The organism is Rhodoferax fermentans, from assembly GCF_002017865.1.
Lineage (GTDB): Bacteria > Pseudomonadota > Gammaproteobacteria > Burkholderiales > Burkholderiaceae_C > Rhodoferax > Rhodoferax fermentans.
This window is the reverse complement of the sequence record NZ_MTJN01000002.1, coordinates 1,240,576-1,252,547: the sequence shown is the minus strand read 5'-3', so window position 1 is coordinate 1,252,547 and position 11,972 is coordinate 1,240,576. Positions and strand designations below refer to the sequence as shown.

The following is an 11,972-nucleotide window of genomic DNA, read 5'->3' as shown; positions in this document are numbered from 1 at the left end:
TTTTCACAATGAAAACGAGTTTCATCAAAAAAGTCGCCCTGGGTTTGTCTCTGGTGTCGGGTCTGTCTATGTCGGTGTTTGCCAATACGGCGGGACCGGCCTGGGACAAAGCGCCAGGCAATATCTCCGATAAGACCTCTTTGCAGAACGGTGCCAAGACCTTTGTCGCTTACTGCCTGAACTGCCACGGCGCTGAATACGTGCGCTACAACCGCTTGCAGGACCTCGGCTTTACCCTGGATCAGATCAAGAGTGAACTGGTGCTGACCGATGCCAAAGTGGGTGACACCATGAAGTCGGTGATCTCCATGAAAGAAGGCAAGGCCTGGTTTGGCAACAACCCGCCTGACCTGAGTGTGATCGCCCGTTCACGCGCTGGTGCCAACGGCACAGGTGCTGACTACCTCTACACCTACCTGCGTGGTTTTTACCGTGATAGCGCCAGCCAGACCGGGTGGAACAACTTGGTGTTCCCCAATGTAGGCATGCCTCATGTCTTGTGGGAGCTGCAGGGTGACCGCAAGGCGGTATTCGAGGAAGTTGAAGAGCATGGGCAGAAAACCCATGTGTTCAAGGGCTTCGAGCAGGTCACACCAGGCACATTGACCACAGAGCAGTACGATCAGACGGTGGGTGACCTCGTCAACTACCTGCAGTGGATGGGTGAACCTGTGCAATCCACCCGCAAGACGCTGGGCATCTGGGTCTTGATTTTCCTGGCTGGGTTGACGGTTGTCACCTGGCGTTTGAACAAGTCTTTCTGGAAAGACATCAAGTAGCCCGTCCACATTTGCCAGGTCGCTTATCCAGGCGACCTTGACGGTTCAGAGTGGGGCTGCTTTTTGCACCCCGCTCTTTTTATTTTTTAGGAGCCTTCACCATGATGGTGCTTTATTCAGGAACAACCTGCCCTTACTCTCACCGTTGCCGTTTTGTCCTGTTTGAAAAAGGCATGGATTTTGAGATCCGTGACGTTGATCTCTACAACAAGCCCGAAGACATCAGTGTCATGAACCCCTACGGGCAAGTGCCGATTCTGGTCGAGCGCGACCTGATCCTGTACGAGTCCAACATCATCAATGAATACATTGACGAGCGTTTTCCACATCCACAGCTGATGCCGGGCGACCCGGTTGACCGTGCCCGGGTTCGGTTGTTCCTGCTGAACTTCGAAAAAGAGTTGTTCACCCATGTGTCAACGCTGGAGTCGCGCACTGCCAAGGCCAACGAAAAGGCCCTGGAAAAGGCGCGCGCCCACATCCGTGATCGACTGACCCAACTGGCCCCGGTGTTCCTGAAGAACAAGTTCATGCTGGGTGATGGTTTCTCCATGCTCGACGTGGCCATTGCGCCTTTGTTGTGGCGCCTGGATTACTACGGCATTGAGCTGAGCAAGAACGCGGCACCTCTGCTGAAGTATGCAGAACGCATTTTTTCGCGTCCCGCCTACATCGAGGCATTGACGCCATCTGAAAAAGTGATGCGCAAATAGGTAACCGATGAGCGAGAAGAACGACACCGAGTCCACCTCGACCCGTCCCTATCTGATCCGTGCCATCCACGAATGGTGTTGTGACAACGGCTACACGCCACACATCACCGTTTCTGTGGATCACTCGGTGCAGGTGCCACTGAAGTACGTCAAGGACGGTGAAATTGTTCTCAACGTGGGTTTGACAGCCACCACGGGTTTGCAGCTTGGCAATGACTACATCGTGTTCAAGGCCCGCTTTTCTGGCGTGGCCAGGGACATCATGGTGCCGGTGGATCAGGTGATCGCCATTTTTGCGCGCGAAAACGGCCAAGGCATGGCCTTTCCGCAAATCAGCCGTCCTGAACCAAGCCCAGAGCCTGAGGCGCCCAAGCCGACCAGCAGCCCACGCCCCACGCTCAAACGTATCAAATAGCCAGCGGAGCGGGTCGCTTGCTCGTGTAAACTATGCCCCGTGCCGATTTAGCTCAGTTGGTAGAGCAACCGCCTTGTAAGCGGTAGGTCATCAGTTCGAATCCGATAATCGGCACCACCAAACACCTCTAAAAACCTCCAAGTAGTGATACCTGGGGGTTTTTTTTGATGCGTGCATCAGCTGTCTGCCGCTCAAACCGGGCCGGCGGCCTCACAGCAGGTGCCCGAATGTATGGCGCAGGCCCACAAGATTACTCGTTGGAACTGGGTGACGTGTTGAAAAAATGTTCGGTCTGCGGCACCACCGTCAGACGCAGAGACTGCCACAAGAACCGTTATGGTGAGTACATCTGCAGGCCGTGCCAGGCCAATGGGATGCGCTTCACGCCGCGACGTCAGCTGATCCACGGTGGCAAAAAGTGGCTGATCCGCTTTGTGGCGCTGGTGCTGATGACTGGATTTTTTGTGGTGTTGTTCTGGTGGCTGGGCCAGCTGCTCGCGCCATCCTCGTCTTTGGATGTCTTGGATCAGTTGCGCTGATCTGCCAGCGTGCCAAAATCGCCACCTTTGGCTGCCGGGAACGGGTTTAGGGTTGGCGGCTCACCTTGAGCCGGATTGACGTCACTTCCAAACCGGTGGCTCGCAGCTTTTCTTCGAACGTGGGCAACAGTTGGCGCAATTTGGCAGCGGTTGTGTTGTTGGACAACATCAGGCACCAGGCACCGTCCTCGAACGGCCCACTTTTGACAAACGGGCGCAGAGGTGCCGGGATCAGCATCTCGATGGCCCGCAGGCGAGACAGCGATGCCTTCTGTTGGGCCATCAATTTGGCCAAACCCGGGTTGTTTTCGCTGGCCTGAAGCAGGGTAAATTGATGTTGGCTGCGAACGTTCATGCGCTTGGATGGAGTAACAGATGCAATTGATCATCACAGATGCCCGACTGGCCAAGTCACAGGTTGTCAACTTGACGGGAGGGCGGCTGGTCGCGGTGGTGGCAGTCATCGTGATCGGCTTGATGTTAACCACCCTGGGGGTTTACCACTGGGTGATCATCAAGGGCGCGCGTGAGGGCTGGCCGGTGGTGAGCTCCCTGGTCAAGCTCGTGACCAAAGATGACTTTGCCCAGCGAGACCGCTTCCTGCGGGAGAACCTGGATCTGATGGCGCGCCAACTCGGTGAAATGCAGGCCAAACTGCAGCAACTGGAGTCGCTGGGTGAACGTGTCTCGGGCCTGGCCGGTTTGCCGGTGCCTGCCGCCAAAGCGCTCACTGGCTCTGGCGGGCCCTTGGTGGCCTCGCGTCCGCTGAGCATGGAGGAAGTGCAGGCCGCCATGGTTGGGTTTGAGGAGCTGGCCACCCAGCGCAGCAGCGTGTTGACCACGCTGGAGTCCAAGCTGTTTGACCTCAAGATGAAACGCATGATGACCCCCACCCAGAAGCCGGTGACGGTGAGTGACATGGGTTCCGGTTTTGGCTGGCGGCTTGACCCTTTCAGCGGGCGCTCGGCCCTGCACACCGGTCAGGACTACGCGGCGCCGGTGGGTACACCGATCCTGGCTGCCGCAGGCGGTGTGGTGGTGACGCAGGAGTACCACGCGGAGTACGGCAACATGGTGGAAATTGACCATGGCGGAGGTCTGATCACACGTTATGCCCATGCTTCCAGGACATGGGTCAAAAAAGGGGACCTGATCAAACGCGGGCAGAAAATTGCCGAGGTGGGCACCAGCGGCCGCTCCACGGGCGCCCACTTGCACTTCGAGGTGTGGGTTCACGGCGTGGTGCAAGACCCGCAAAAGTTTCTGGCAGTCCACCCGCAGGCACCCGGGACCACGGTGGCAGCCGTGGCCAATGTCGCCACCCGAGCGGCGGCTTTGGCGGCAAGCGCCTCCCCCAAGTGAGGGTTTAGGGTGCGCCCTTGTCAGGCGGCTAAAATTGCCCACATAGTTGTCAAAATTTGCCGTTCATCACAGCTTGTGACAGCGTTGCTTAGCCCCATTTCAGTTAGATCGTAATAAAGGACTGCGTGTCTGTTTGCCGTGATTGGTGGACAAGCTGCGCACCGCATTCATGGCCACCAATTTCCTCACCAAAATTTTCGGCAGTCGCAATGACCGCCTGCTCAAGAAATACCGCCACACGGTCAGCAAGATCAATGCGCTGGAAACCGGCTACGAGCAACTCACCGATGAGGCTTTGCGCGCCAAAACCGAGGAATTCAAACAACGCATCAGCCAGGGCGAGTCGCTCGACAACCTCTTGCCCGAAGCCTTCGCCGTAGTGCGTGAGGGCTCCAAACGTGTCATGAAGATGCGCCACTTTGATGTGCAATTACTCGGCGGCATGTCTTTGCACGAAGGCAAAATTTCTGAAATGGGCACTGGTGAGGGCAAGACCCTGACCGCCACGCTGCCGGTCTACCTCAATGCCTTGACCGGCAACGGCGTGCATGTGGTCACCGTCAATGACTATCTGGCCAACCGCGACGCACAGTGGATGGGGCGGCTGTACAACTTCCTGGGCTTGAGTGTGGGCATCAACCTGCCCAACATGCAGCGCCCGGACAAACAGGCCGCTTACCGCGCCGACATCACCTACGGCACCAACAACGAATACGGTTTTGACTACCTGCGCGACAACATGGTGTACGAGGCGGCCGACCGTGTGCAACGCGGGCTGAACTACGCCATCGTCGACGAGGTGGACTCGATCCTGATCGACGAAGCGCGTACACCACTGATCATCTCCGGCCAGTCCGAAGACCAGACCAATCTGTACCAGGCTATCAAACGCATCGTGCCGCAGCTCGAGAAGCAGGAAGGCGAAGCCGACCCGCGCACCGGCGAGGGCATCACCAAACCCGGTGACTTCACCCTCGACGAAAAAAGCCGCCAGGTGTTCCTGACCGAACGTGGCCATGAAAACGCCGAACGCATCCTGTTCGAGCTCGGCATGTTGCCCGAAGGCGCCAGCCTGTACGACCCGGCCAACATCACCCTGATGCACCACCTGTACGCCGCCTTGCGCGCACAGCACCTGTATTTCCGCGACCAGCACTATGTGGTCCAAGGTGGTGAGGTGGTCATTGTGGACGAGTTCACAGGCCGCCTGATGACGGGCCGGCGCTGGAGTGAAGGCCTGCACCAGGCCGTCGAAGCCAAGGAAGGTGTGGCGATCCAGCCAGAAAACCAGACCATGGCGTCGATCACCTTCCAGAACTACTTCCGTCTGTACGGCAAGCTGGCGGGCATGACCGGCACCGCCGACACCGAAGCCTACGAGTTCCAGGAAATCTACGGCCTGGAAACCGTGGTGATGCCTCCCAACAAACCCAGCCGCCGCGACGACCAGCTTGACCGCGTCTACAAAACCACGCAAGAGAAGTACAACGCCGCCATCAAGGACATCCGCGAGTGTTACGAGCGCGGCCAGCCGGTGCTGGTGGGCACCACCTCGATCGAGAACTCCGAGCTGATCGCCAACCTGCTGGACAAGGAAAAACTGCCGCACCAGGTGCTCAACGCCAAGCAGCATGCGCGTGAGGCCGACATCGTGGCGCAGGCCGGTCGGCCCAAGATGATCACCATCGCCACCAACATGGCCGGTCGCGGTACCGACATCGTGCTGGGTGGCAATGTCAGCAAAATGATCGAAGCCATTGAGGCCGATGAAGCCCTGGATGCCGCTCAAAAGCAGCAACAAATCCAGGCCATCCGCGACCAGTGGACCAAAGACCACGAGCTGGTCACCCAACTCGGTGGCCTGCGCATCATCGCCACCGAACGCCACGAGTCACGCCGCATCGACAACCAGCTGCGTGGTCGTTCTGGCCGCCAGGGTGACCCGGGCTCCTCACGCTTCTACCTGAGCCTGGACGACGCGTTGATGCGCATCTTTGCCGGTGACCGCGTCAAAGCCATCATGGACCGCCTCAAGATGCCCGAGGGCGAGGCGATTGAAGCCAGCATGGTCACCCGCAGCATCGAGAGTGCCCAGCGCAAGGTTGAAGCGCGCAACTTCGACATGCGCAAACAGCTGCTCGAATACGACGACGTTGCCAACGACCAGCGCAAGGTGATCTACCAGCAGCGCAACGAAATTCTGGATGCGTCAGACCTGTCCGCACAAATCCAGGGCCTGCGCGAAGGCTGTTTTGAAGACATCGTGCGCCAGTTTGTGCCCGCCGAGTCAGTGGAAGAGCAGTGGGACCTGGCTGCACTTGAAAAAGCTTTGCAAGACGAATGGCAAATCAGCCTGCCGCTGCGAGATCAGGTCAACGCCGCCAGCGCCATCACCGACCACGACTTGGTCGACACCGTCAAGGCCCACGTCAACCAGCTGTTCGCTGCCAAGGTTGAACTGGTGGGTAACGAGAACTTCACCCAGTTCGAACGCATGGTGCTGTTGCAAACCATCGACAGCAACTGGCGCGACCACCTGAGCTCACTCGACTACCTGCGCCAGGGCATCCACCTGCGTGGTTACGCCCAGAAGCAGCCCAAGCAGGAGTACAAGCGCGAAGCCTTTGAGCTCTTTGGCCAGATGCTCGACTCGGTCAAGAACGAAGTCACCAAAATGTTGATGACGGTACGCGTGCAGTCGCAAGAAGAAGCGGCCCAGGCCGCCGCCGCCATGGAAGACCGTGCCGAGCGCGTCAGCAACGTCACCTACAGCGCCCCTTCTGAGACCGGCGAGGTCGAAACCACGGTCGACGCTGCCACGGTGGCGCAAGAGGTGCCGCGTGTCGGTCGTAACGACCCCTGCCCCTGCGGCAGTGGCAAAAAATACAAGCAGTGCCACGGCAAGCTGAGCTAAGCCACACTGACTGCATGAAAATCGGGCCTAGCGCCCGATTTCGTTTATCTGGCCTCCCCGAAAGTGTTTTTGACGTTTTGAAAGACCACCATGCCCGTCAACCTGCCCGCCCCGAATCCCGCTGAACTTTTCCCCATCGCCGGTGTGACCATTGGCATCACCGAGGCCGGTATCCGCAAAGCCAACCGCAAGGACTTGACGGTGGTGCAAATCGACGCGGGTGCCTCGGTCTCGGGCGTGTTCACCCAAAACCGCTTCTGCGCCGCCCCGGTCCAGATCTGCCGTGAACACCTGGCCGGTAGCCAGGGCATCCGCGCCATGGTCATCAACACCGGCAACGCCAATGCGGGCACCGGCGCCGACGGCCTGGCGCGCGCGCAGCAGAGTTGCGCTGCGCTGGCGACACGGCTGGGCATCAGCGCAAATCAGGTGTTGCCGTTTTCCACCGGTGTGATCATGGAAACCCTGCCGGTGGATCGCATCGAAGCCGGTCTGGACGCCGCCATTGCAGACGCTAAGGCAGACAACTGGCTCAATGCCGCGCACGCCATCATGACCACCGACACCGCCCCCAAAGCCTTTGGCGCGCAGGTGAGCATTGACGGTGTGACGGTCAGCATCACCGGCATCAGCAAGGGTGCGGGCATGATCCGACCGAACATGGCCACCATGCTGGGTTTTATGGCCACCGATGCGAATGTCGCCCCCGCCGTGATGAAACAGCTGGCGCTGGAGCTGGCCGAAGGCTCGTTCAACCGCGTCACCGTTGACGGCGACACCTCCACCAACGACTCCTTTGTGGTGATCGCCACCAACAAAGCGGCCCATGCGCCCATCACGTCGCTGGCCAGCCCGGCCGGGCAAGCGCTCAAGACCGCGATGCTCGGTGTGGCACAAAAACTGGCCCAAGCCATTGTGCGTGATGGGGAGGGTGCTACTAAATTTATATCGATCAAGGTCGAAGGTGGCTCGACTCAGGCCGAGTGCCGCCAGGTGGCCTACGCCATTGCGCACTCGCCACTGGTCAAAACCGCGTTTTTTGCCAGCGACCCCAACCTGGGCCGTATCCTGGCCGCAGTTGGTTACGCAGGCATCACCGACCTGGACCAGACCGGCATCGACCTGTACCTGGACGATGTGCACGTGGCTGTCAAAGGCGGTCGCAACCCGGCCTACCGCGAAGAAGATGGCCAGCGTGTGATGAAACAAAGCGAGATCACCGTGCGGGTGCTGCTGGGCCGTGGCAGCGCGGCTGACACCGTCTGGACCTGCGACCTGAGCCACGAGTACGTCACCATCAACGCCGATTACCGCTCATGAATGTGAACTTTGAGCACCTGCTGGCCCGCGCCGAGCAGCTGATGGCCCGCATCGAGTCGGTTCTGCCCCAGCCCCTGGCGCAGCCGGACTGGGCCGCCTCCAGCGCCTACCGCTACCGCAAGCGCAGCGCCGGGCGCAGCAGCCTGGAGCCGGTGCGCCACATCGGCGCCATGAAGCTGGCCGACCTCAAAGCCATCGAGCCACAAAAAGAAAAAATCCAGCGCAACACCTGGCAGTTTGTGCGCGGTGACCTGGCCAACAACGTGTTGCTCACCGGCGCCCGTGGCACCGGCAAGTCCAGCCTGATCCGCGCCTGCCTCAACGAATACGCCCACCTGGGCCTGCGCCTGATCGAGGTTGACAAGGCCGACCTGGTGGACCTGCCCGACATCGTTGAACTGGTGTCAGACCGGCCCGAAAAATTCATCGTGTTTTGCGACGACCTGAGTTTTGAAGACGGTGAACCCGGCTACAAGGCGCTCAAGTCGATCCTGGACGGCTCGGTGGCCGCCACCACGCCCAATGTGCTGATCTACGCCACCAGCAACCGCCGCCACCTGCTGCCCGAACACATGAAGGACAACCTGACCTACACCCACGCGCCCGACGGCGAGGTGCACCCGGGTGAGGTGGTTGAAGAAAAAATCTCGCTCTCTGAGCGTTTTGGCCTGTGGGTCAGCTTCTACTCCTTCAATCAGGACGAGTACCTGGCCATCGTGGCGCAGTGGCTCACGGCCTTTGGTGTGGCCAACAACGTGATCGAGGCCGCCCGGCCAGAAGCCCTGGTCTGGGCGCTGGAGCGCGGCGCCCGCAGTGGCCGTGTCGCTTACCAGTTTGCGCGTGATCTGGCGGGCCGCCAGTCGGCTGCGCCCGGCGCCGCCCAGCCATGAGCCAGCCACACAAACCATTGGTGGCCGACGGACACGAGGCGCGAGAAGGTGGCCCGGACCGCAAGGTGGTGGATGTGGCCGTGGGTGTGCTGATCCAGCCCAATGGTCACTTTTTGCTGACCTCGCGCCCAGAGGGCAAGGTCTACGCCGGTTACTGGGAATTTCCCGGTGGCAAGCTCGAAGCCGGTGAAACCGTGGAACAAGCCCTGGCGCGTGAGTTACACGAAGAACTTGGCATCACCACCGGCCAGATCCAGCGCTGGCGCGAGGAGCTGGTGGACTACCCGCACGCCCTGGTGCGCCTGCATTTTTGCAAGGTGCTGGACTGGTCGGGAGAGTTGCAGATGCGCGAAGCGCAGAGTTTTGCCTGGCAACAGATTCCGGTGAAAGTGAGCCCGGTTTTGCCCGGCACGATTCCCGTATTGCAGTGGCTGGCCGCCGACATCGGCTGGACGGGTGCTCTGTATTAAAGAGCGACCAGCCCTTGATCTATAAGGGCTAGAGGTCGATTTGGCTTAAGACAGCTTGGCAAAACCGTTTTGCCGCCAAGCCTCAAACACCGTCACCGCCACCGCGTTCGACAAATTCAGGCTGCGCTGGCCCGGCACCATCGGCAACTTGATCGACGTGGTGGGCGTAAAGGCCAAGCGCACGGTGTCGCTCAGCCCTTTGGTTTCCGAGCCAAACACCAGATAGTCCCCCGGCTGGAAAGCCACCTCAAACACATTACGGCTGGCGCGGGTGGTCAGCGCAAATAGGCGCTCGGGCGGCGGGTTTTGGGTGGCCAGAAACGCGGCCCAGTCGGCATGGCGCTTGAGCGTGGCGTACTCGTGGTAGTCCAGCCCGGCGCGGCGCATGTGTTTGTCGTCCATCGAAAACCCCAGCGGCTCCACCAGGTGCAGCGTACAGCCGGTGTTGGCCGCCAGGCGGATGACGTTGCCGGTATTCGGCGGGATTTCGGGTTCGACCAGGACAATGTGAAACATGGATTGGATTGTCGCCGCTTGGCCTCAGCTGTTTTGCGTCGTGGGTGGCAGCGGGTGGGCCATTGGGGCGCACCTCAGACGCGCTGCGCTTTGCGACATCGGTGCACCCTGATGGCCCACCCGCTGCGGGGTGCTTTTGAGCTTGTCGATGAACGTTGTCGCTCCGCTTGAGCGAGGGGCTATGTGGCACCTCGTGCTAGTGACGAATGATGCCTTCGCCCTCTGTGCGACGAAGCATGGCCGCTACTTGCGGCATGGTCTGCAGGTCAATCTTGTACTCGCAAGCTTTACCGTCCGTTGTGACGCCCAGACAAACGTACTCGTAGCTATCCAAGACTCTGCCCCCTTGATTTCTCTTCGGCAGTAGCTTCATCGGAAGCAAGTGCCGAGGGCAGACGACTTGCTTATCGTCATCCCCCAAGTGCTGACGGACTCTGCCATGGGTTTCCGCAATGACGTCGTTTCTGTTCCACACTGCGCGACGTTGTTCTTTCGGTGTGTCGAGGTCTGGATCAGCCAGACGAACCACGCCTGCGTTTACTTTGCTCGGATCAAGCTTGACATAGGGGCACATGGGTAAGTTGGGTTCAGTGCATTGCCAGTAGAACCGACGTATGCCCGTGTCACTCGCTACTGGCCCCTGTCTAATTCGCATAGTTCCACCACAGGCAGGGCAGACCTTCGCTGCCAGGATGCCAACGGTCGAGCTGAGTTCGTCGTCGTCGAGCCGAGCAACCAGTGTTTCGTCTGCGTGATCCCGGAGGTCTTGGGCGGACCGTTCGGCATTTATCCGTTCCATCTTTGCCCTCACGCGTTCTCGCTCGGCAGCGATCTCGCGAAGCCGCTCTGCGTCTGCTTCGGTTCTGAGTCCATCGCGTCTGGACTTCTCTGCTAATTCGCTCTCTTCTTCGGATAGATCACGAGCCTGGGTGAAGTATCGATCTGCTATTCCGTCCACAAGACGTGTTGCAGATCGGCCGAACGCTGACTGGTCAACTTCCTTCAGCACCTCCCTGACAACAGTTCGAGCGACACTGACGAGTTCCTTGACGAACGCCTTGGCGCCGGAGAAGAGTGCTTCGAGCAAGTTCAAGTGCGTTCTTTCGGGTGGAGAGGCAGGGGGCGTCTTGTGCCGCCTAACTCAAAATGGAGAGACAGCCAGTTATCTCCCTAACAGGGCGATTGTCGCCCTAACATTGGCACAAAATACGCCTGAGACCCGCATGAAATATGGATTCCGACATTTTTTGCTCAACGTCAAGGGCTATACCTGTTCTGGCAAAAAGCAGCTTCACAAAGCTGCCGTCAAAAGCCGTTTTGTGCCTACACATCACTCCGTCCGTGCAATCACCAACCCCGTCACCACACTGGCCCCAGCCGCCTTGAGCACCCGTGCGGCGGTGAACAGCGAGGCGCCGGTGGTCATCACATCGTCCACCAGCACTACACGCTGGCCGCGCAGGGTGTGGGCCAGCAGCGGCTCCACAGCAAAGGCGTGGTTCAGCACGGTCAGGCGTTCGCTGCGTTTGAGGGTGTGCTGCGCCGGGGTGTCCTGAATGCGCAGCAGGATGTCGGCACGGGTTTTGGTGGGTTCCAGCGCGCGGGCCAGCAGCAGGGCCTGGTTGTAACCACGTTCCTTAAGCCGGGTGGTGGACAGTGGCATCGGCAGCAGCACATCCGCCTCGTCCAGCGCGGGTTCGACCCAGGGCGCGGCGCGTAGCAGGGTGGCAAAGCTGCGCACCAGGCCGGGTTGAGCGTGGAACTTGAAGTCCTGCACCAGGGTGGACCACGGATAGGCATAAGCCACGGCGGTCAGGCAGCTGTCCAGCGGCGGCGGGTGTTTCAGGCAGGCGCCGCAGTGGCGCATACCCGCAGGCAAGGGCAGGGCGCAGCTGATACAGCGGGTGTGCGGCTGGGCAAACTGGCTCACGCAGGCCTCACACACCGGCTGCGACGGCCAGGCGTGGCAGACCCGGCACTGGCTGGGCAGTGTCGGCAGTTTGAGGCGCCGGGGCAGTGCCCCCGAAAACAGCTTTCTAAGCATCCAGTCAATA

General features: G+C 59.8%; 13 protein-coding genes and 1 tRNA gene. 10 read left to right on the top strand and 4 right to left on the bottom strand.

Going from position 1 to position 11,972, the window contains the following annotated elements; translation table 11 throughout:
* Positions 1-23 precede the first annotated feature (23 nt).
* The 5 genes from RF819_RS06120 (at position 24) to RF819_RS06100 (ending at position 2,446) form a co-directional block, all read left to right on the top strand.
* On the top strand, positions 24-779 hold the full coding sequence (locus RF819_RS06120) for a cytochrome c1 (RefSeq protein ID WP_420853875.1): 756 nt from the start codon (positions 24-26) through the stop codon (positions 777-779).
* A 101-nt stretch (positions 780-880) separates the two neighbouring features.
* Positions 881-1,492: a glutathione S-transferase N-terminal domain-containing protein gene (locus RF819_RS06115; RefSeq protein ID WP_078364154.1), complete on the top strand. Its 612-nt coding sequence runs from the start codon at positions 881-883 to the stop codon at positions 1,490-1,492.
* A 7-nt stretch (positions 1,493-1,499) separates the two neighbouring features.
* A complete protein-coding gene (locus RF819_RS06110; RefSeq protein ID WP_078364153.1) occupies positions 1,500-1,907 on the top strand; it encodes a ClpXP protease specificity-enhancing factor in 408 nt (135 codons plus the stop codon).
* A 41-nt stretch (positions 1,908-1,948) separates the two neighbouring features.
* Positions 1,949-2,024: transfer RNA gene (locus RF819_RS06105), tRNA-Thr, on the top strand.
* A gap of 155 nt (positions 2,025-2,179) precedes the next feature.
* Positions 2,180-2,446 (top strand): hypothetical protein, encoded by a 267-nt coding sequence (locus RF819_RS06100; RefSeq protein ID WP_143541616.1) that lies wholly within the window; start codon positions 2,180-2,182, stop codon positions 2,444-2,446.
* 46 nt (positions 2,447-2,492) lie between these two features.
* Here RF819_RS06100 and RF819_RS06095 read toward each other — a convergent pair whose 3' ends face one another.
* Positions 2,493-2,801, bottom strand: coding sequence for a hypothetical protein (locus tag RF819_RS06095; RefSeq protein ID WP_078364150.1), 309 nt, complete (start codon positions 2,799-2,801; stop codon positions 2,493-2,495).
* A gap of 20 nt (positions 2,802-2,821) precedes the next feature.
* Between RF819_RS06095 and RF819_RS06090 the strand changes: the two genes are divergently transcribed.
* From RF819_RS06090 to RF819_RS06070, 5 genes are all read left to right on the top strand, one after another.
* The gene (locus tag RF819_RS06090; RefSeq protein WP_078364149.1) at positions 2,822-3,808 is read left to right on the top strand and encodes a M23 family metallopeptidase; all 987 of its coding nucleotides are present in this window, start codon (positions 2,822-2,824) and stop codon (positions 3,806-3,808) included.
* Between the two features lie 169 nt (positions 3,809-3,977).
* Positions 3,978-6,722 carry a preprotein translocase subunit SecA gene (secA, locus tag RF819_RS06085; RefSeq protein ID WP_078366799.1) on the top strand — a complete coding sequence of 915 codons (2,745 nt, stop codon included), beginning with the start codon at positions 3,978-3,980 and terminating at the stop codon, positions 6,720-6,722.
* Positions 6,723-6,812: 90 nt separating this feature from the next.
* Positions 6,813-8,042: a bifunctional glutamate N-acetyltransferase/amino-acid acetyltransferase ArgJ gene (gene argJ, locus RF819_RS06080; protein ID WP_078364148.1), complete on the top strand. Its 1,230-nt coding sequence runs from the start codon at positions 6,813-6,815 to the stop codon at positions 8,040-8,042.
* Positions 8,039-8,932 (top strand): ATP-binding protein, encoded by an 894-nt coding sequence (locus tag RF819_RS06075; protein WP_078364146.1) that lies wholly within the window; start codon positions 8,039-8,041, stop codon positions 8,930-8,932. Before argJ ends, RF819_RS06075 begins: the two co-directional genes overlap by 4 nt.
* Complete coding sequence (locus RF819_RS06070) at positions 8,929-9,402, top strand: NUDIX domain-containing protein (RefSeq protein WP_078364145.1); 474 nt, start codon at positions 8,929-8,931, stop codon at positions 9,400-9,402. The genes RF819_RS06075 and RF819_RS06070 overlap by 4 nt, the downstream gene beginning before the upstream one ends.
* 45 nt (positions 9,403-9,447) lie before the next feature.
* On the opposite strand, the gene RF819_RS06065 is transcribed toward RF819_RS06070, so the two are convergent.
* From RF819_RS06065 to RF819_RS06055, 3 genes are all read right to left on the bottom strand, one after another.
* Positions 9,448-9,918, bottom strand: a complete 471-nt coding sequence (locus RF819_RS06065; RefSeq protein WP_078364143.1) for a tRNA (cytidine(34)-2'-O)-methyltransferase — start codon at positions 9,916-9,918, stop codon at positions 9,448-9,450.
* Between the two features lie 196 nt (positions 9,919-10,114).
* On the bottom strand, positions 10,115-11,011 hold the full coding sequence (locus tag RF819_RS06060; RefSeq protein ID WP_078364142.1) for a hypothetical protein: 897 nt from the start codon (positions 11,009-11,011) through the stop codon (positions 10,115-10,117).
* A gap of 237 nt (positions 11,012-11,248) precedes the next feature.
* On the bottom strand, positions 11,249-11,962 hold the full coding sequence (locus tag RF819_RS06055) for a ComF family protein (RefSeq protein ID WP_078366798.1): 714 nt from the start codon (positions 11,960-11,962) through the stop codon (positions 11,249-11,251).
* Between the last annotated feature and the right edge of the window lie 10 nt (positions 11,963-11,972).